Source organism: Actinosynnema sp. NPDC049800 (assembly GCF_040656635.1).
GTDB lineage: Bacteria > Actinomycetota > Actinomycetes > Mycobacteriales > Pseudonocardiaceae > Actinosynnema.
This window is the reverse complement of sequence record NZ_JBFAMT010000001.1, coordinates 422,221-440,889: the sequence shown is the minus strand read 5'-3', so window position 1 is coordinate 440,889 and position 18,669 is coordinate 422,221. Positions and strand designations below refer to the sequence as shown.

The following is an 18,669-nucleotide window of genomic DNA, read 5'->3' as shown; positions in this document are numbered from 1 at the left end:
CGTCATGCTGCGCCGCAACTTCAAGCACATCGCCCGGAACCCGACCTCGGCGTTCAACGCGATCCTGATGCCCGTCGTGATGATGTTGATGTTCGTCTACGTGTTCGGGGACGCCTTCGACGTCGGTGTCGACTACATCGACTACGCGACACCGGGCCTGATGCTGCTGGCCGTCTGCTACGGGCTCGGCGCCACCGCCACGGCGGTGAACTCGGACATGACCAAGGGCATCATCAACCGGTTCAAGGTCATGGACGTCCCCCGCGGCGCGGTGCTGACCGGTCACGTCGTCGCCGGCGTGCTCACCAACCTGGTCGCCATCGCGGCGCTCGTCGGGGTCGCCTTCCTGCTCGGTTTCGACCCCGCGGCGGGGTTCGCCCACTGGCTGGGCGTGGTCGGCATCGTCGTGCTGCTCGCGTTCGCGGCCGGCTGGTTCACCGTCGCCCTCGGCCTGGCGGCGAAGTCGCCGGAGACGGCGGGGCTCGCCGCCGTGCCGCTGATCATGCTGCCGTTCTTCAGCAGCGCGATCGTGCCCGCCGAGATGATGGGTCCGGGCATCCGGCAGTTCGCGCAGTACCAGCCCTTCACGCCGATCATCGAAGCCCTGCGGGGGTTCGTCAACGGATCGCCGGCCACCGGCGACGTGATCGCCGCCCTCGCCTGGTGCGCCGGGATCGCCCTGGTCGGGTACCTGTGGGCGTCCTCCACGTTCAAGAAGCGGGCATGACCCGGGCCGAACGCCTCGCCCACCACCGGACCGAGCACGAGAACCAGAGGAGAACCGCCATGCCTTCCTTCACCACCCCCGGACCCATCGCCGCCACCGTCGTCGTCGCCGGCGCCCGGGTGCGGGTCACCGCGAGCGACCGGACCGACACCGTGGTGCTGGTCGAACCCGTCGACCGGGCGAGCAGGTCGGACGTCGAGGTGGCGGACAAGACCAAGGTCGACTTCGCCGGCGGCCGGCTCTCGGTCAAGACGACCGTCTCCGGGCGCGCGAGCGGCTCGGTCGCCATCACGATCGACCTGCCCACCGGCTCCGACCTGGTCACGTACCTGGCGAATTCGAGCGTCCGCGCGGACGGCTCGTTCGGCGAGTGCGAGCTGCACACGGCGTCGAGCCGGGTCGAGCTGGACCGCGTGGACGCGCTGCGGGCGAACATCGCGGCGGGCGCGATCACGATCGGCCACGTCGCCGGGCGCGTCGACATCGACGGCAGCGTGGTCGCGGCGCGGATCGAGGAGGTCGTGGGCGTGGTCAGACTGTCCAGTTCGGGCGGTCAGACGTGGATCGGGCACGCCGCGTCCGACGTGGACCTGAGCAGCGGCAGCGGCGGGTTCGACGTCGACCGCGCCGACGGCGGCGTCACCGCCAAGACCGGCAGCGGCGTCATCCGGATCGGCCGGCTGACCCGCGGTCAGGCGGAGCTGTCGAACCGCTCGGGCGACATCGAGGTCGGCATCGGCGAGGGCACCGCGGCCCGGGTGGACGCCGAGAGCAAGCGCGGGTCGGTGCGCAACTCCGTTGCGCCGCGGGAAGACCTGGGCGCGTTCGACGACAAGGTCACCGTCCGCGCCCGCACGCGGCACGGCGACATCATCGTCCAGCGTGCGGCGGGCTGACCCCCGACGCGATCGCCGCCGGCGTCGCGTCCGTCGGGTAGCCGCTGGTGACGGCCACGCTCACGAGTCGAGCGCGGCCGTCACCAGCTCGGACCAGCTCGTCTCCGCGCCCTCCCGAGCCACTTCGGCGAACCGCTCGTCGCCGAGGTGGCTCCGCGCGCCCTGCTCGATCCGGTCCGCGTCCGGGTGGGCCCGGTCCGGGAGCCCGCGCACGGCGGCGCTCGCCGCGAGCAGCCGGGCGGCCTGCTCGGGCCGTCCCCGGCGCAGGGCCAGGTCCGCGACCCCGACGAGCACCAGCGCGACCATGGTCGGGTGGCCGGCCTCGGACACCGCCTGGCAGGCCGCCGCGCGGTGTTCGCGCGACTCGTCCAGGTCATCGGCGAGGTAGCCGAGCAGGTCGTGGGTGATCGCGCGGATGTACGGCCGTTCCGCGTTGTCGCCCAACGAGGTCGTCGCGATGTCGAGCTGCCGGCGTGCCTCCTCGACGTCACCGGTCCACCGCGCGAGCTCCGCCTTCGCGAGCGCCAGCTCGGCCAGCGCGTCCGGCCAGGTGACCCGGGCCGCGGACCGCGCGGCCTCGGCGATGGCGGCCTCGCTGGAGTCCTTGTCCCCCATCAGCCAGTACAGCTGGGCCTGTCGCGACCGCATCCGGATGACGTCCTCGGTCGCGCCGATCTCGGTGACGACGGCGGCGGCCTGTTCGTAGTGCTCGCACGCGGCGGCGAACTCGCCCCGGGTGGCGATGCGGTCCGCCAGCGAGGTCAGGGCGAACGAGATCCCGAACCGCTCGCCGAGGGACCGGAACTCAGTGAGAGCCGTTTCGAGGTACGCGTCCGCCTCCCGCCCGCCGTGGCCGAGGATGACCCGCATCTTGCCCAGGTGCAGCCGCGCCAGCGCGCGCACCCACGGGTCCTCGTTGTCCAGCAACGGTTCCCACGCGGGCAGGAACCCGCCCGGCGTCCGCAACATCCGTTCCAGCGGGACGACCAGCGCCAGGATCGGGTTGCCCCGCTCCAGCCGCCCGCTCACCTCGTACGCCTTGTGGATCCACTCGGCGGCCTGGTGCTCGTCGCCGAGACCGGAGTTCAGGAACATCGTCATGAGGCTGTACACCATGGCCCGGACGTCGTCGGGCACCTCGCCGGGCGTGCCGGTGGCCGCGAGGATCAGCTCCATGCCCTCGGACTTGTGCCCGGCGAGCCACCAGTACCAGCCGGCGCCCGCCGCGAGCCGCATCGCACCGCGCGCGTCGCCGGCCGCGAGCGCGCCACGCATCGCGGCGCCGATGTTGTCGTGCTCGGCCTTGAGCACGGCCAGCCACGTCAGCTGGTCGGCACGCCGGAGCTGCGGTTCCGCGGTCTCGGCGAGCTCGGTGAAGTACGCGAGGTGCGCTCGGCGCGCCAGGTCCGCTTCCCCCGCCTCCGCGAGGCGTTGGGCGGCGTACTCCTTGATCGTGCCGAGCATCCGGTAGCGCGGCGTGCCGTCGCCCGCGGCGACCAGCAACGACTTCTCGGCCAGCGTGGTGAGCAGTTCGAGCACCTCGTCCGGCTCGACCGCGTCGTCGACGCAGACGCGCTCGGCCGCCTCCAGGCTCGCGCCGCCCGAGAACACCGAGAGCCTGCGCAGCACGATCCGCTCCGCGTCGGTGAGCAGCTCCCAGCTCCAGTCGACCATCGCGCGCAACGTCCGGTGCCGCGGCAACGCGGTGCGGCTGCCGCCGGTCAGCAGGCGGAACCGGTCGTCGAGCCGGTTGGCGAACTGGTCCAGCGACATCGTGCGCAACCGGGCCGCGGCCAGCTCGATCGCCAGCGGCATGCCGTCCAGCGCCCGGCAGACGCGCGCCATCGTCGCCGACGCACCTGCGTCGGCCGCGAGGTCCTTGCGCACCGCGCCCGCCCGGTCGCGCAGCAGCCGGACGGCCGGTGAAGCCTCGATCTCGTCCGGGCCGGCGCCCTCCTCGGGCAGGCCGAGGGGCTCGACCAGCCACAACGCCTCGCCGGTGATGCCGAGCGGTTCCCGGCTCGTGGCCAGGATGCGCAGCCGCCGGCACTCGCCGAGCACCCGGTGGGCGAACGCCGCCGCCGCCTCGATCACGTGCTCGCAGTTGTCCAGGACCAGCAGCGCCTCCCGGTCGCGCAGCGCGGCGACGAGCCGGTCCGTCGGCTCCGCGTTCGAGGTGTCGCCGAGCAGGGCGTCCCGGAGGCCGAGCCCGGCGAGCGCCGCCTGGGCCACGTCGCCGTCGGCGCCGATCGCCGCGAGCTCCACCAGCCAGGCGCCGTCCGGCAGGTCGTCGAGCAGCGTGCGCGCGGTCTCCGCGGCCAGCCGCGTCTTGCCCGAGCCGCCCGGCCCGATCAGGGTGGTGAGCCGCTGGTCGGCGACGAACCCGCGGACCACGGCGACGTCGTCGTCCTTGCCGACGAAGCTGGTCAGCTCGGCGCGCAGGTTGGTCTTCCGGTTCTCCTCCTCGCGCCGGCCCACCTCGCCGCGCAGCAGCGCGACGTGCAGCGCGGACAGCTCCGGCGAGGGGTCGACGCCGAGCGCGTCGGCCAGGGCCTCGCGCGTGCGCTCGTAGACCAGCAGGGCCTCGGTTTCGCGGCCGGCCGCGACGAGCGCGCGCATCAGCGCGACGGCGAACCGTTCCCGCATCGGGTGCGCGGCGGCCACGTCGGTCAGCTCCGGGACGAGGTCCGCGCCGTGGCCGAGGTCGACCTCCGCGGCGAACCGGTCCTCCATGGCCGTCAGGCGCAGCCCTTCGAGCCGGGTGACGGCCGCGTCGAACGCCTCGCTGTCGGGCAGCCCGACGTCCTGCATGGCCGCGCCGCGCCACAGCGCGAGGGCCTCGCGCAGCAGCCGCACCCGCTGGGGGCCGTCCTCGTTGCGGGCGCGCGTGACGAGGCGCTCGAACCGGACGGCGTCCACGGCGTCGGGCGCCACGACCAACCGGTAGCCGTTCGGCTGCCCCTCCACCGACCCGTCCGGCAGCGCCTTGCGCAGCCGGGAAACCAGGCGCTGCAACGCGTTCGCCGCGTCGGAAGGCGGGTTCTCGCCCCAGATCCAGTCGACGAGCGCGGACTTCGGGACCACGTGACCCGGTTCGAGCGCGAGGGCGACCACCAACCCGCGCAACCGCGCGCCCGGCACGTCGGCCAAGACGCCGTCGTCCGTGCGAACCTCGAATGGCCCCAGCGTCCCGATCTGCACGCGGCCGATTGTGTCACGGAGCGTCGGCAGGCCTCTGACGAGCACGAACCCGCCCGATCAGCAGAAGCCCGCGTCCACCGCGCCGCCGCACGAGGACCGGCCGTCGCCGACCGGGCCGGGCGCGCCACCGCTCGTGACGCGCCCCGGCCCGCCGCGCTACTTCAGCCGCACGGGCAAGGAGCGGTGACCGTTGGAGATGAACGACTGGCCCGGCTCCAGCTCGTGCGGCGCCACCGCCAGCTCCATCCCCGGGAACCTGGCGAACAGGGCCGGCAGGGCGATCTCCGCCTCCATCCGCGCCAGGGGAGAGCCCAGGCAGTAGTGGACGCCGTGGCCGAACGCCAGGTGGGTCTTGTCGGCCCTGGTGACGTCGAACCGGTCGGCGGTCTCGCCGTGCACCGATCTGTCCCGGCCCGCCGCCGCGTAGGCCGCCAGGATCGCCTCGCCCTGGCGGATGACGACACCGTCACCGAGCTCGATGTCCTCCACGGCGTACCGCAGGGGCAGGTTCGCGATCGGCGCCTGCCAGCGCAGGGTCTCCTCGATCACGTCCGCCCAGCCGCTCGTGCCCGCGCGGACCGCGGCCAGCTGCTCCGGGTGGGTCAGCAGGGCGGTGATCGCCTGGTCGAGCAGGTTCACGGTGGTCTCGTAGCCCGCCGAGATCACCAGGATCAGGGTGTCGACGAGCTCGGCTTCCTCCAGCTTCGAGCCGTCGTCCTCGCGCACCGCGATCAGGCCGCTGGCCAGGTCGTCACCGGGGTTCTCCCGCTTCGCCGCGACCAGCTCGTGCATGATCCCGTACAGCTGCACGGCGTTCGCCTGCGCCGCCGCGGCGGTGATCGTGGTGTCGAAGACGCCGTCGACCACCGTCCGCAGCTCCGACCGCGCCTCGGCGGGCACGCCGAACAGCTGGCAGATGACCTCGATCGGGATCGGGTAGGCGTACCGCTCCCGCAGGTCGACCGGCTGCTCCGCCGCGTCGAGCTCGTCCAGCAGCCGGTCGGTGATCCGCTCGATCCACGGCCGCATCGCCGCCACGCGCCGCGCCGTGAACGCCTTGGACACCAGCGAGCGCAGGCGACGGTGCTCGCCCCCGTACGCGGTGAACATGTTCTGCACCGAGACCCACAGGTGCAGCGGCCAGTCCTCGGAGATCTCACCGGTGCCGAACGCGGGCCAGTGCTGCCGGGCGTCCTTCGAGACGCGGGGGTCGCCGAGCAGGTCGCGCAGGGTCTGCTGGCTGGTCACCGACCACGCAGGAACCTGGCCAGGGAGCTCCACCAGGGTCGCCGGCCCTCGCGCGGCGATGGCTGCGGACTCGGCGTGGAGGTCACGGCCGGTGGGGTCGAGGACGATGGGTTCGGCTGCACGTTCCAACGGGGCTCTCCAGGTGACTCGTCGGGCTGGACGGGCACGGCTACCGGGGTGAAACGCACGGGGAGCGCGCTGAGCGCGCGGTGGAACGGGCCCGGCCGCCAGACCAGCTCGTCGACGGGGACCGCCAGGCGCATGTCGGGCAGGGCGTCGAGGATCTTCTCCATCGCCACCGACGCGATCAGCCGGGCCGGTTGCTGCGCCGGGCAGGCGTGCACGCCCGCGCTCCAGGCGAGGTGCGCCCGGTTGCCCGAGCGCTGCTGGCCGACCAGCGCGGGGTCGTTGTTGGCCGCCGCGAAGCTGATCACCACCGGCTCGGCGGCGGGCAGCCGGACACCGGCGAAGTCGGTGTCCTCCAGCGGGTAGCTCGCCGAGTAGTTCGCCATCGGCGGGTCGGTCCACAGCACCTCGTCGAGCGCCTCCTCGACCGGCAGGCTGCCGCCGGAGAGGTCGCCCGCGAACCGGTCGTCGGCCAGCAGCAGCCGGATGCCGTTGGCGATCAGGTTCTGCTCGGGCTCGGTGCCCGCGCCCATGAGCAGGACGAGCTGGTGGATCAGCTCCTCGTCGGTCAGCCGGGCCGGGTGGGCCATCATCCACGAGGGCATGTCGTGGCCGGGCCGCTGCCGCTTGAGCGCGACCAGCTCCACCATGCACTGCGTCAGCTCGGCGTTGGCCTGCTCCGGGTCGACCATGTCGAAGATGGAGCTCATGGCCTTGAGCAGCCGGTCACCGAGCTCCGGCGGGCAGCCGTAGAGGTGGTTGAACATCATCAGCGGCAGCAGCTTCGCGTACTCGCCGCGCAGGTCGGCCTCGCCCTTGCCGGCGAACCTCGCGATCAGCAGGTCCGCGGTCTGCTCGACCTGGCCGCGCAGCGCGTTCGGGTCGACCCGGCTCAGGCTGTCGGTGACCGCGGCGCGCAGCCGCGCGTGCTGGGCGCCGTCGGTGAACAGGGCGTTCGGGCGGTACATCATCATCGGCAGCACGGGGGAGTCCGGCGGCATCTTCGCCTGCCAGCGGCGGGGGTCGCGCGGGAACGCGCTGGGGTTGCGCAGGACGTCCAGGGCCGCGGCGTAACCGACGACGAGGTGGGCGGGCACACCGGGCGCCAGCTCGACGGGCGCGACCGGCCCGTGCTCGCGCAGGGCCCGGTAGGTGGCGGCCGGGTCGGCGGCGAAGTCGGGGCCGTGCAGGGGCGTCCGGCCGTGGTGTGCGGGACATGCCTGCCCGGGGGCGGCTTGCGAGGTCACGCGTTCTCCTGGTTGCGGGTTAACAGGTACTCGACGAGGGAGACGAGCGCCTGCGTGGACGAGGTGGCGTCGCGGGCGTCGCAGAACATCAGCGGTGTCCCGGGCAGCAGGTCCAAGGCGTCCCGGAGCTCCTCGCCGGGGAACGCGGGCGCGCCGTCGAAGGCGTTGACGGCCACCGCGTACGGGATGCCGAGCTCCTCCAGCAGGCTCATCACCTCGAACGACTGCTCCAGGCGGCGGGTGTCGGTGAGCACGAGCGCACCGAGCGCGCCGTGGGCGATGTCCTTCCAGATCCGGGTGAACCGCTGCTGGCCCGGCGCGCCGAACAGGTAGAGCACCAGCTCGTCGGTGAGCGTCAGCCGGCCGAAGTCCAGCGCGACCGTGGTGGTGTTCTTCTCGTCCACCCCGGCGAGGTCGTCGACCAGGGCGCCGGCCTGCGTCATCGTCTCCTCGGTGCGCAGCGGGCGGATCTCCGAGAGGGTGCCCACGAAGGTGGTCTTCCCGACCGCGAACGGGCCGACGACCAGCAGTTTCACCGCCGTGCGCACGGTGTCGCGCAGGTAGACGCCGTCAGAGGCGAGCGCGGAGGCCATCGAGCACCTCCTTCAGCAGCTCCATGTTCGGGCGGGCGGCGTGCGAGACCGCGGCGTGCGTCGCGATGTGCCCGCTGTCGACCAGGTCGGACAGCAGCACCTTGGTCACGCTCATCGGCAGCGAGAGGTGGGCGGCGATCTCGGCGACCGACAGCGCGCCGCCGCGGCAGAGCTCCATCAGCCGCTTCTTCTCCGGCGACAGCCCGGAGACCTGCTCGCGGGTGGCGATCACGACCGTGACCGCGTCGAAGGTGTTGCGGCTGGCGTGCGCCCGTCCGCCGGTCACGACGTACGGCCGCACCAGCCCTCGCAGGCGCTTCTCGCCGCTCACGCCGGGCTGCCCGCGTCCTGCCGCGGCGGGCTGGTGAGTTCCTTGCCCAGCCGCTGCACGAGCTCCTGGATCCGGAACGAGACCGCCTCCATGTCCACCCGCTCGGTCGCCGACACGGCCAGGTACGCGCCCGGACCGGCGGCGGCCAGGAAGACGTAGCCGCCGACGAACTCGCTGACCGTCTGCTGCCACTGCTCGCTGGTCTGCCCGCAGAACTCGGCGGTGGCGCGGGCCAGCGCCTGCAGCGCCGACATCGCGGCGGCGTGCCGCTCCGCGTCGTCCCGGTCGATGCCGGCGGAGTGCGCCATCAGCAGCCCGTCGGCCGAGAGCAGGACGGCGTGCCGCGTCTCCGGCATCTTCAGGGCGTCGTCGAGCATCCAACCCAATGCGTTGTTCATCCCTGGGTGTTCCCTTCAGCGACAGGCGGCGGCGTGGTGGCCCGGCCCGAGTCGGTGCCGCGTTTCCAGGCGGCCAGCCCGGTCGCGATCCGCTGCTCGGCCGGCGCCGGGACGACCGGCGTCGATGACGGCGCGCCCTGCTCGGCGGTCTGCGTCCGCCGACGTCGGGGCAGGCCACCGGGGGTGCGCTCGGGCTCGGCGCGGTCGACGGGCGGGACGGGTCGCCGCTCGGGCGGCAGCGCCACGGCGTTGTCGGGCATGGTCGGCTTGCTGACCCGGGTGAGCAGCTCGGTCGGCAGGAACACGACCGCGCGCACACCGCCGTACGGGGAGCGCGTGTCCACCGAGACGCGGAAGCCGTAGCGCTTGGCCAGCACGCCGACGACCGCGAAGCCGACCTGCGGCGGGTCGCCGAGCCGGTTGACGTCGTTGCCGCCGTCGCCGGCCAGCAGCCGGGCCGCGCGCTGCAGCTCCTCGACGGTCATGCCGACGCCGCCGTCGTCGATCATCACGGCCATGCCGTTGTGCGCCTGCTGGAAGTTGACCTCGACGCTGGTGTTGGGCGGCGAGTGCCGGGCGGCGTTGTCGAGCAGCTCGGCCACGGCCAGCACGACCGGCTCGACCGCGCGGCTGACCACCGCGACGTCGGACTCGGCGGGCACGTTGATCCGGAGGTAGTCGCGGATCCGGGAGGTGGCGCCGCGCGCCACGTCGGTCAACGAGGACGCCGACCGCTGCTGCCCGGGCCAGGAGCCGCAGAGCACGGCGGTGGCCTGCGCCCGGCGGTTGAGCTGGGAGTTCATGTGGTCGATCCGCATCAGGCCGGCCAGCACGTCCGGGTCGTCGTGCCGGTCCTGCATCGCGGAGATCGCGACCTGCTGCTCGTTGGACAGGCTCTGCACCGCGCGCATCATGGACTTGAGCGTGGCGCGGGCCGACTGCTCGCCACGGGCGCTCGCCTGCCGGACCGAGTCGGTGAACAGGGCGAACACCGGCTCGTGCGCCTCGGCCACCCGCGGGTGCCTCGGGCCGGGCACCTCGACGGGCCGGTGGTTCAGCGACTCCGCCAGGGCGGGCAGCCGGGCGTCGACCAGGTGTCGCTCCTCCTCGGCCCGGATCCGCTCCCGGGCCTCCGCCTCCTCGGCCCGCAGGCGTAACGCCCGGGTCGTCCGCTGTTGGCGTACCAGCAGGAACACGACGATCAGCACGATGGCGAGCAGGAACCAGAACGCCACCGCGAGTGTTTGTTGGTCCATCAATTCCTCTGGTGCGGGCGAGCTGCCGGATACCAGTGCGTCAGCAGGGTCTGGAATCTTTATCACGGGACTTCATCGGACGCCAAGTGGTTGCCGCGGTATCCCTCCGATGGGAGCAACTGGTGCGGAATACCGATAGCATATGTCCACTGTGGACAGTTAATGAGGTCGGCTATCGGGCGAGGCGCGCGGGCCGCCTACCATTGCCCGGTGACCGAGGTCGCGATCTTGATCGGACTTCAGGCGGCGGGGAAGACGACTTTCTACCGCACCGTCCTGGCGGGCACGCACGCGCACGTCAGCAAGGACGCGTTCCCTAATGCGCGGCGACGCCAGGCGAGGCAGTTGCGGCTGATCGGCGAGGCGCTCGACGCCGGGCTCGACGTCGCGGTCGACAACACCAATCCGTCGGCCGAGGAATGGGCGCCGCTCATCGCGGCCGGTCGGGCGCGCGGCGCGCGGATCGTCGGATACTGGTTCCCGCCGGATCTCACCGCGTCGATGGCCCGCAACGCCGCCAGGGACGACAAAACCAGGGTGCCCGACGTGGGGCTTTATGCGACCGTAAAGCGCCTGCGGCGGCCGCGGCGCGCCGACGGGTTCGACGAGTTGTCGATCGTGCGGTTCGACGGCTGCGGCGGGTTCGACGTTCAACCCCTGGAGGAGTGACGATGCGGTGGGCCGACCTCGAATCCGGGCAGCGCGCCAGGGAGTGGTTCCACGGGTTGACGGCGCCGGCCGGGATGTGGGTGGTCGTGCGGGTCGACGGGCGCGGGTTCTCCCGGTTCACCGAGGAGCGGTTCGACAAGCCGTTCGACGCGCGCTTCTCCCGGCTCATGGTGGAGACCGCGCAGGCGCTGCTGACCGAGTTCGGCGCGCGCTACGCCTACACCGAGAGCGACGAGATCTCGATCGTGCTCGACCCGCGCCACGACATGTTCGGGCGCGGTGTGGAGAAGGTCGTGTCGATCTCCGCCGGGGTGGCCTCGGCCGCGTTCACCCACGCCGCCGGCGAGCCCGCGCACTTCGACAGCCGGATCTGGCTCGGCGCGGGCGTGGGTGACGTGGTCGACTACGTGTCCTGGCGGCAGGCCGACGCCACCCGCTGCGCGCTCAACGGCTGGTGCTACTGGACCCTGCGCAAGGCCGGCGCGTCCCGCCGGGAGGCCACCCGGCGCCTGGAAGGGACGACCACCTCGGCGAAGAACGAGCTGCTGTACCAGCACGGGATCAACTTCGACGACCTGCCCGCCTGGCAACGCCGCGGCATCGGCCTGTGGTGGGAGGACCACACCCGCTCCGGCCGCGATCCGGTGCGCGGGGTCGAGGTCACCACCACCCGCCGCCGCGTCCACATCGAACACGAGCTGCCGATGAAGGACTCCTACCGCGCCCTCGTCACCCGGCTGATCGCCGGATCGCCCGAGGCCGCCCCTCAGGACGGCGCTCGCGAGGCCGTCGCCTCTCAGGACAGTGCTCGCGAGGTCGCCCCGCAGGAGGGCGCTCGCCAGGACGACGTCCCTCAGGACGGCGCTCCGTAGCGGGTCGCGATCGCGACGGCGCGGTCGTGCAGGGTAATGCGCAGCCACTGCGGCGCCAGGGCTTCCGCGTTCGTGGCGAGCCGCCACAGCGCCCACTCGGCGTGCCAGGCGTCCTGGAAGGTCACCTCCATCCGCAGCCGGCCGTCCGCGTCGACGTCCTCGGCGAGGACGGCCAGCGCGGTGCCCACCAGCTCCTCCCGCCGCGCCGGGTTCAGCAGCACCAGCACGGTCACCTGGTCGCCGCCCGCCCGGAACCGCGTGCCGCGCTCCTGCCAGGCCCGGTCGAGGTCGACCCGGTCCGGTCGCTGCGCGGGTTCGGCGAGCTCCTCGGCGGCCTCGATCCGGGACAGCCGGTAGGTGCGGTCCTCGCCGGACCTCGTGGCCAGCAGGTAACCCTGCTCGCGGACCGTGACCAGGCCGATCGGGTCGACCGTCCGCCACTTCGCCTCCTGGTCCACGGCCGCGTAGCGGATGCGCAGCTTGTGCCCGGCGAACACCGCGCGCCGGACCTCGGCGACCACCGCGTCCGGCACCTCCTCGGCGACCACCCGGCGTGACAGCAGGTCGGTCCCCGGGTCGATGAGCAGTCGCTCGGCCGCGCCGGCCGCGGTGGCCCGGTAGCTCTCGGGCAGCGCGTCGACGACCTTGCGCATGGCCGAGGCGAGCGCGGCGCCGAGGCCGAACGCCTGCGCGCCGCGCCGCGACCCGGCGACCAGCAGGGCGAGCGCCTCGTCGTGGTTGAGCCCGGTGAGCTCGGTCTGGAAACCGGGCAGCAGCGTGAAACCGCCGTGCCGGCCGCGTTCGGCGTAGACCGGGACGCCGGCCGCCGACAGCGCCTCGATGTCCCGCAGCACGGTCCGGGTGGACACCTCCAGCTCACGGGCCAGCGCCGTCGCGGACAGCCGACCGTGCCGGCGCAGCAGCAGCACCAGCGAGACCAACCGGTCGGCGCGCATAAGAGAACTTTACCGGAATACATGACACAGGTTGTCGTGTATTGGTTGGAGGCTTAGCCGCATGACAAGCAAGAACGCGGCCGCCGAGCCGAACGACCTGGGCAAGTACTTCATCGAGCGGGGCAACGCGGGCGACGTCGACGGACTGGTGGCGCTGTACGAGCCGGACGCCGTGCTGGCGTTCCCGCCGGGGAACCTCGCGACCGGGCACGCGGAGATCCGCAAGGTGTACGAGCAGTTCGTCGCCGCCGCGCCCGTGCTCGCGCCGGGGCGGCAGCACGAGGCGCTGGTCAGCGGTGACCTTGCGCTCACGATGTCCACGCTGACCAGCGGTGAGATGACCGTCGAGGTCGCCCGTCGCCAGCCGGACGGGTCCTGGTTGTGGGTCCTGGACCAGCCGATGGTGATGCCGTAGCGGGAGCGGCGGTGGGCCGGCGCGGCCGAGCCCACCGCCGTGCGACGGCCTCCGGACCCGCAACTATGGTGGGCCCATGGTGTCGGTCAAGCAGTTCCAGGTCACCTTCGACTGCGCGGAGCCCGAGCGCGTGGCCCGCTTCTGGTGCGAGGTGCTGGGGTACGTCGTGCCGCCGGCGCCCGAGGGTTTCGCCACCTGGGCCGATTACGACCGCTCGCTTCCTCCCGAGAGCCAGGGCGCGGCGTTCGCCTGCGTCGACCCCACGGGTGTCGGCCCGCGGCTGTTCTTCCAGCGCGTTCCCGAGGGCAAGGTCGTGAAGAACCGGGTGCACCTCTGCGTGCGGGCCGGTACCGGGCTCGTCGGTGCGGAGCGCCTCGCCACGCTCGAGGCCGAGTGCGCCCGGCTGACCGGACTCGGCGCGGCGCACGTGCGGACGATGCTCGCCGACGGTGTCGAGGAGTCGTGCATCGTGATGCAGGACATCGAGGGCAACGAGTTCTGCCTCGACTGAGGGCCGCGAACGCGGCGGGAGCGGACGGCCCGCGTCGAACGGGGTGGCCACGTCCGGGGACCGCTCGACAACGACTCGCTGACGTGACCACGCACCCGTGGCGCCGGGAGTAGTTCTCCGGCACTAGCGGAGTCGCTACCCGCGCCTTATGTGCCGCCGTTGCCCGGTTCCTAACGTCGATGTCGTGTTCATCCGTTGGTTCCTGGGCATCTCGGTCGCACTGCTGGTCACCGCCACGCCCGCGGCGGCGCACGTGGTCGGCGCCGACTCCGACGTCCGGTTGGCGCAGACGATCGGTGGCGTCGAGCTCACGGTCGTGATCAGGCGGACGCCGCGGGTGCCGGGTCCGCTGCACGTCGACCTCGTCGCGCACCACCCGGTCCGCGACCTCGCGATCGACATCGCGGTGGGGGACAGCGCGGGCGAGGTCCTGCTGCGACCCGATCGCGCCGGCACTTACCCGGTCGTGCTGGACGTCCGGGAGACCGGGGCGCACGAACTCCGGTTGACCGCGGCCGCCGAGTCGTCGGCCCTGCCGTTCCTCGTCCGGGTGCCGAAGCCCGCCACCTGGGAACTGGTGGTGTACGGCGGTTTCGGGGCCACCGGATTGTCGCTGACCGCGGCACTGGTCGCGGGCGCCAGGTCCCGGCGGACGGCGGCGCTCGCGCTCGGCGGGGTCGGCGTGGTGGCGGCGGTCGTCGCGGCGACGGTCGGGGTCATGTCGCCGGGACTCGGCGCGGAGCAGCGGGACGCGGGACGTCCCAACGCGCAGGCGTTCCTGTCCACCACGCCGGCCCGACCGGCCGTGGGCGAGGAGTTCACCCTGCGGTTCGACCTGGTCGACGGTTCGACCGGACTGCCGGTGGACGACCTCGCGGTGCACCACGACGCCCTCGCGCACCTGGTCGTCACCAGCAGGGACGGCGGCTTCTTCCGCCACCTCCACCCGCTGCGGACGGCTCCGGGGCGGGTCGAGGTCCGGTTGGCCGCCGACCGGCCCGGCGGGTACCTCGCGCACACCGAGTTCGAGCGCACGGACGCGGGCGGCCAGTTGGTCTCCGGCACGTTCGGGGTCGGCGCGGACGGGACCGGCGCGGGCGGGATCGGCGCGGGCGGGATCGGCGCGGACGAGGTCGGCACGGACGAGGTCGGCACGGTCGGGGTCGGAGCGGAGGAGATCGGCGCGGTCGCGGCGGACGAGCCGCCCGGACCGGCCACGTGGACGTTCCCGCCCGGCCGTCCCGCCACCATCGAGGTCGACACCGGCAGCACCGGCCTGCAGTCGTGGCTGGGCATGGCGGGACACCTGATCGTCCGCGACGAGGCGGGCGGCTTCCTGGGCCACGTGCACGAGCGGGGCTCCACGTCGACCTCCTCGGACGGCACGGTGGCCGGGCACGGCCCGCTGCTGCGCTTCACGGTGAGCTTCCCCCGCCCGGGCCGGTACTTCGCGTGGCTCCAGTACGCCGAGGACTTCCGGGTCGTGACGGTCCCGTACGTGGTCGAGGTCGGTGACACGCGATGAGGCGGCCGGTCCTCCTCGTGGCCGCCGTGGCCGTGGCCGTCGTCGCGGTCGCCGCGTTGGCCTTCACGTCCTCGCCCGACGCGGCCCCGGTCCGGCTCGGCCACGACGACGTGACCGTGCTGCTGGACCGGGCGGGCACCGGAACCGTTGCAGCGCAAGTGGAAGTCCCCGCGGACGTGGCCTCGGTGTCGCTCTACGCGACGATGCCCCGGATGGGGCACATGACCCCGGAAGTCGTCGCGGAACGAGAACGGCCTGGCCTCTTCCGGGCCACCGGCGAGCTCTTCGCCATGACCGGCCCGTGGGTGCTGACCGTGCGGGCCGACGACGAGATCGTGACCTTCGACATCACCGTGGGATGAGGAGTCGTGGTGCTACCGAAGCGACAGGTGATCGGCTCTTGGCTGTTGCTGACCGGGTTCTGCTCGTTGTGGCTCGGGGTGGGGTGGGACGGGCAGTGGCACGTCGACGTCGGCCCGGACACCTTCTTCACCGCGCCGCACCTGATGTTCTACTTCGGCTCCGCGCTGATCGGCCTGACCAGCCTCGCGGTGGTGCTGCCGAGCCGCGGGGCGACGGCGGGACCGGGCGTGCCGGTGCTGGGCTTCCGCGCGCCGGCGGCGTTCCTGGTCGCCGGGCTCGGCGCGGCGGGGCACCTGCTGTACGGGGCGACCGACCTGTGGTGGCACACCGTCTACGGGTTCGACCTGCTGGACAGCACGCCGTCGCACCTGAGCCTGCAACTGGCGATGCAGGTGCAGGCGGTCGCGGTGGTCATGGCCTTCGCCGCGTTGCGCGACACGAGGTCCGGTCGGTGGGGCCTGGCGGCGGCCGGCGCGTTCGGCGTCGCGGCCGGCTCGATCATGCTCGACGGCGACGCGTTCGGCGTCAGCCTGACCGTGCTCGGCGGCAGCGCGGTGGCCGCGTGGACCTTGTGCGCCGTCGCGGGGATCACCCGCAGCGGGTGGTGGGTGGCGGCGCTCGGGCTGCTGTTCGTGGCCGTGCACGCGGCGACGTTCTTCTTCCCGCCGTTCGCCACCCGGTGGTACTCCGAGAGCATCGGTCAGCCGCTGCGGGACAACGCGCTGGGCGTGCCGCTGCTCGCCCTGGCGATGCCGCTGGTGTTCCCGCTCACGGCGGTGGTCGGCGCGGCCGCGGTGGCGTTCGCCCGCCGTCGTGGCATCGCGCCGAACGTCGCGATGGCGGTGCTGGGCGCGGTGATCGGGCTGACCGTGGTGATCTCCCAGCTCCTCCTCGACGAGGTCGGCACGAACCCGCTGCTCGCGGCGCTGCTCGTCACGGCGCTCGGCGCGGTCGCCGGCAGGTTCGGCTGGCAGTCGGCCGCGCTGATGCGCCGGCTCGCTCCGAGGGAGGCGTGATGGGGTTCCGATCCCTGCTCGGTGCGGCGGCCGCCGCGGTGGTGCTGGTGGCCGCGCCCGGTGCGACCGCGGGGGCGTCGACGCTCACCCTCGTGCACAGCGAGCAGGTCTCGCTGGGCGCCGGCACGCTGACCGCCTCGTTCACGGACTGGCCGGTGCGCGCCGGGCGGTCGCTAGACTTCACGTTCGAGCCCGCCGGGGGGATCGAGGGGCGCTCCGGCACCCTGCGGGCGATCACGCCGTCCGGGGAACCGACGGCCCTGGGCATCGTGGGCCTCGACGGTGAGGCCGACATGACGCTGCAGCGGCACCCGCTGGCACGGCACGCGTGGGGTCTGGACGTCGTCGCACTACCCGAGGAGGGCTGGTGGCGCTTCGAGTTCACCGTGCACGGACCGGACGGGACCTCGACCGCGACGCTGCCGGTCGCGGCGGGGCCGAAGCCGGGGCCGCCGGCGGCGCTGAGCTGGGCGGTCGGCATGACCCCGTGGGCGGTGGCGCTGGTGTTCCTGGCGCGGCGGTGGCTGAAGGTCCGGCGGTCGGCCGTGCAGGCCTGGAACGACTGAGCGACGGCCTGCTGGTCCTGCTGCCGTTGATGGTGGCGTGGTTGCTGGTCCTGGACGGTCCGGACGAGGGATCGGTGTGGACCGTCCTGGGCGTGGCCTCGGCGCAGTCCGTGGCATTGGCGTGGCGCCGCCGGTTCCCGCTGACCGTGCTGCTGGTCGTGATGGGCCTGGAGGGCGTGCTCGTCGCCGTCGACGCGGAGATCTTCGTCGCGTTCCTGGTGGCGGCGTCGGCGCTCGGCACGTGGGGCAGGCCGGTGCAGCAACGCGTCGGGCTCGCGATCGCCCTGACGACGTTGGCGGTCGGGATGGTCCTCAGCATCAGCGGCGGCGCGCCGGCGGGGTTCGCCGTGATCGGGATCGCGTCGGTGGCGGTGATGTACGTCGGTTTCCTGCTGAGCGGGTGGCTCGGCGGCCGGCAGCGGACGCGGATCCGCGAGCTGGAGGCCGAGCGCGCCGAGATCGAGTGGCGCGCGGCGGCACGCGAACGCGCCCTGCTGGCAAGGGAGTTGCACGACATCCTGAACCACGCGGTCACGGCGATGGTGCTCGACGCGACCGCGGCGGCGGAGACCGGAACGCCCGAGGAGTCGCGGGAGACCCTGCACCGCATCGCGCGGACCGGGCGCAACTCCCTCGGGGAGCTGCGCCGGCTGCTCGGCATCCTGCGCCGGAGCCTGTCCGACGCCGATCACGACCCGCTGGCCGTGCCGCCCGGCCTCGACCGGCTCGACGAGCTGGTCGACGGCATGCCCGGCAGCGGTCCGCGGGTCGCGGTGGTCCGCGAGGGCAACCCGGGCCCGCTGGACGCCAGCATCGAGCACGCCGCCTACCGGGTGGTCCAGGAGGCCCTGACCAACGTGATCAAGCACGCCGGGCCGGTCGCCACGACCGTGTCCCTGACCTACGCGTCCGACCACCTGTCGGTCGTGGTGTCGAACGGGAGGCCGGCGGTGACCCGACGTGCCGGGACGGGACTGGGGCTGATCGGCATGCGGGAACGCGTCGAGCTGGTCGGCGGCACGTTGACCGCCGGTCCGGGCGTGGACGGCGGGTTCGAGGTGCGGGCGCGCTTCCCGGCTCGGAGCGCGACGTGCTCCGCGTAGTCGTCTGCGATGACGAGCAGCTGCTCCGCGAGGCGTTGACCAAGCTCATCGACGCGGTGCCCGACCTGGAGGTGGTCGGTGTCGCGGCGGACGGCAGCCAGGCGGTGTCGGCGGTCGACCGGCACGCGCCCGACGTCGTGCTGATGGACATCCGGATGCCGGTCCTCGACGGGATCGAGGCGACCCGCCGGATCGCGGGCCGGACCAAGGTCCTCATCCTCACGACCTACGACCTGGACAGCTACGTCTACGCGGCGCTCCAGGCCGGCGCCAGCGGCTTCCTGCTCAAGGACGCGCCCAGCGAACGCCTGCGCGACGGGATCCGCGTCGTCGCCTCCGGGCAGGCGGTGCTGGCTCCCGAGGCCACCGCCCGGATGATCTCGGCGTTCCGGCCCGCCATGCCGACCGCCGAGGACCGGGCGCTGCTCCAGGCCGTTCGAGGGCTGTCACCCCGGGAACGGCAGGTGTGCGAGCTGATCGCGGAGGGCCTGGCCAACGACGACATCGCGCGGCGCCTGGCCATCAGCCGCTACACGGTGAAGGTGCACGTCTCCAACGTCCTCGGCAAGCTCGGCGTGCCCGACCGGGTCCACGTCGTGCTGGCCTGGTCCCGGTTGCGGGGCCACGTCTGAACCCGGTGGCCGGCCGGG

At 73.1% G+C, this 18,669-nt stretch carries 21 protein-coding genes; 13 read left to right on the top strand and 8 right to left on the bottom strand.

The features are described from left to right. Nucleotides 1-4 precede the first annotated feature (4 nt). On the top strand, nucleotides 5-727 hold the full coding sequence (locus tag AB0I91_RS02090; RefSeq protein ID WP_499634889.1) for an ABC transporter permease: 723 nt from the start codon (nucleotides 5-7) through the stop codon (nucleotides 725-727). Next, a complete protein-coding gene (locus AB0I91_RS02085; protein WP_499634766.1) occupies nucleotides 724-1,623 on the top strand; it encodes a DUF4097 family beta strand repeat-containing protein in 900 nt (299 codons plus the stop codon). Before AB0I91_RS02090 ends, AB0I91_RS02085 begins: the two co-directional genes overlap by 4 nt. 60 nt (nucleotides 1,624-1,683) lie before the next feature. On the opposite strand, the gene AB0I91_RS02080 is transcribed toward AB0I91_RS02085, so the two are convergent. Beyond that, entirely contained in the window at nucleotides 1,684-4,824 is a 3,141-nt protein-coding gene (locus AB0I91_RS02080; protein ID WP_499634763.1) for an ATP-binding protein, read from the bottom strand. 10 nt (nucleotides 4,825-4,834) lie between these two features. Here AB0I91_RS02080 and AB0I91_RS02075 point away from each other — a divergent pair, with 10 nt between their 5' ends. Then, on the top strand, nucleotides 4,835-5,011 hold the full coding sequence (locus AB0I91_RS02075; RefSeq protein ID WP_499634761.1) for a hypothetical protein: 177 nt from the start codon (nucleotides 4,835-4,837) through the stop codon (nucleotides 5,009-5,011). Here AB0I91_RS02075 and AB0I91_RS02070 read toward each other — a convergent pair. Genes AB0I91_RS02070 through AB0I91_RS02045 form a run of 6 tightly spaced genes read right to left on the bottom strand, consistent with a single transcriptional unit; the run spans nucleotide 4,981 to nucleotide 10,023 of the window. Beyond that, entirely contained in the window at nucleotides 4,981-6,132 is a 1,152-nt protein-coding gene (locus AB0I91_RS02070; protein WP_498785135.1) for a cytochrome P450 family protein, read from the bottom strand. The two genes, AB0I91_RS02075 and AB0I91_RS02070, sit on opposite strands and share 31 nt — an antisense overlap. Next, on the bottom strand, nucleotides 6,069-7,445 hold the full coding sequence (locus tag AB0I91_RS02065; RefSeq protein WP_498785051.1) for a cytochrome P450: 1,377 nt from the start codon (nucleotides 7,443-7,445) through the stop codon (nucleotides 6,069-6,071). The genes AB0I91_RS02070 and AB0I91_RS02065 overlap by 64 nt, the downstream gene beginning before the upstream one ends. Then, nucleotides 7,442-8,038: a GTP-binding protein gene (locus AB0I91_RS02060; RefSeq protein ID WP_498785053.1), complete on the bottom strand. Its 597-nt coding sequence runs from the start codon at nucleotides 8,036-8,038 to the stop codon at nucleotides 7,442-7,444. The genes AB0I91_RS02065 and AB0I91_RS02060 overlap by 4 nt, the downstream gene beginning before the upstream one ends. After that, nucleotides 8,016-8,369 (bottom strand): DUF742 domain-containing protein, encoded by a 354-nt coding sequence (locus AB0I91_RS02055; protein WP_498785055.1) that lies wholly within the window; start codon nucleotides 8,367-8,369, stop codon nucleotides 8,016-8,018. Before AB0I91_RS02055 ends, AB0I91_RS02060 begins: the two co-directional genes overlap by 23 nt. Beyond that, nucleotides 8,366-8,767 carry a roadblock/LC7 domain-containing protein gene (locus tag AB0I91_RS02050; protein ID WP_498785057.1) on the bottom strand — a complete coding sequence of 134 codons (402 nt, stop codon included), beginning with the start codon at nucleotides 8,765-8,767 and terminating at the stop codon, nucleotides 8,366-8,368. Before AB0I91_RS02050 ends, AB0I91_RS02055 begins: the two co-directional genes overlap by 4 nt. After that, complete coding sequence (locus tag AB0I91_RS02045; protein ID WP_499617941.1) at nucleotides 8,764-10,023, bottom strand: ATP-binding protein; 1,260 nt, start codon at nucleotides 10,021-10,023, stop codon at nucleotides 8,764-8,766. Before AB0I91_RS02045 ends, AB0I91_RS02050 begins: the two co-directional genes overlap by 4 nt. Nucleotides 10,024-10,233: 210 nt before the next feature. Between AB0I91_RS02045 and AB0I91_RS02040 the strand changes: the two genes are divergently transcribed. Continuing rightward, on the top strand, nucleotides 10,234-10,692 hold the full coding sequence (locus AB0I91_RS02040; protein WP_499634758.1) for an AAA family ATPase: 459 nt from the start codon (nucleotides 10,234-10,236) through the stop codon (nucleotides 10,690-10,692). A gap of 2 nt (nucleotides 10,693-10,694) precedes the next feature. Next, entirely contained in the window at nucleotides 10,695-11,564 is an 870-nt protein-coding gene (locus tag AB0I91_RS02035; RefSeq protein ID WP_499634755.1) for a tRNA(His) guanylyltransferase Thg1 family protein, read from the top strand. Here the strand turns inward: AB0I91_RS02035 and AB0I91_RS02030 are convergent. Further along, nucleotides 11,546-12,520: a helix-turn-helix transcriptional regulator gene (locus tag AB0I91_RS02030; RefSeq protein ID WP_498785065.1), complete on the bottom strand. Its 975-nt coding sequence runs from the start codon at nucleotides 12,518-12,520 to the stop codon at nucleotides 11,546-11,548. The two genes, AB0I91_RS02035 and AB0I91_RS02030, sit on opposite strands and share 19 nt — an antisense overlap. A 61-nt stretch (nucleotides 12,521-12,581) precedes the next feature. Between AB0I91_RS02030 and AB0I91_RS02025 the strand changes: the two genes are divergently transcribed. From AB0I91_RS02025 to AB0I91_RS01990, 8 genes are all read left to right on the top strand, one after another. After that, nucleotides 12,582-12,935: a YybH family protein gene (locus AB0I91_RS02025; protein ID WP_499617939.1), complete on the top strand. Its 354-nt coding sequence runs from the start codon at nucleotides 12,582-12,584 to the stop codon at nucleotides 12,933-12,935. A 76-nt stretch (nucleotides 12,936-13,011) separates the two neighbouring features. Beyond that, the gene (locus tag AB0I91_RS02020) at nucleotides 13,012-13,446 is read left to right on the top strand and encodes a VOC family protein (RefSeq protein WP_498785069.1); all 435 of its coding nucleotides are present in this window, start codon (nucleotides 13,012-13,014) and stop codon (nucleotides 13,444-13,446) included. Between the two features lie 184 nt (nucleotides 13,447-13,630). After that, nucleotides 13,631-14,971 (top strand): DUF8832 domain-containing protein, encoded by a 1,341-nt coding sequence (locus AB0I91_RS02015; protein WP_499634752.1) that lies wholly within the window; start codon nucleotides 13,631-13,633, stop codon nucleotides 14,969-14,971. After that, complete coding sequence (locus AB0I91_RS02010; RefSeq protein WP_499634749.1) at nucleotides 14,968-15,333, top strand: hypothetical protein; 366 nt, start codon at nucleotides 14,968-14,970, stop codon at nucleotides 15,331-15,333. The genes AB0I91_RS02015 and AB0I91_RS02010 overlap by 4 nt, the downstream gene beginning before the upstream one ends. A gap of 9 nt (nucleotides 15,334-15,342) precedes the next feature. Further along, nucleotides 15,343-16,350 (top strand): hypothetical protein, encoded by a 1,008-nt coding sequence (locus AB0I91_RS02005; RefSeq protein ID WP_499634746.1) that lies wholly within the window; start codon nucleotides 15,343-15,345, stop codon nucleotides 16,348-16,350. Further along, nucleotides 16,350-16,916 (top strand): hypothetical protein, encoded by a 567-nt coding sequence (locus AB0I91_RS02000; protein WP_499634743.1) that lies wholly within the window; start codon nucleotides 16,350-16,352, stop codon nucleotides 16,914-16,916. Before AB0I91_RS02005 ends, AB0I91_RS02000 begins: the two co-directional genes overlap by 1 nt. Continuing rightward, complete coding sequence (locus tag AB0I91_RS01995) at nucleotides 16,871-18,019, top strand: sensor histidine kinase (protein ID WP_499634740.1); 1,149 nt, start codon at nucleotides 16,871-16,873, stop codon at nucleotides 18,017-18,019. The genes AB0I91_RS02000 and AB0I91_RS01995 overlap by 46 nt, the downstream gene beginning before the upstream one ends. Then, nucleotides 18,007-18,651, top strand: coding sequence for a response regulator (locus AB0I91_RS01990; protein WP_499634737.1), 645 nt, complete (start codon nucleotides 18,007-18,009; stop codon nucleotides 18,649-18,651). Before AB0I91_RS01995 ends, AB0I91_RS01990 begins: the two co-directional genes overlap by 13 nt. Nucleotides 18,652-18,669 lie beyond the last annotated feature (18 nt).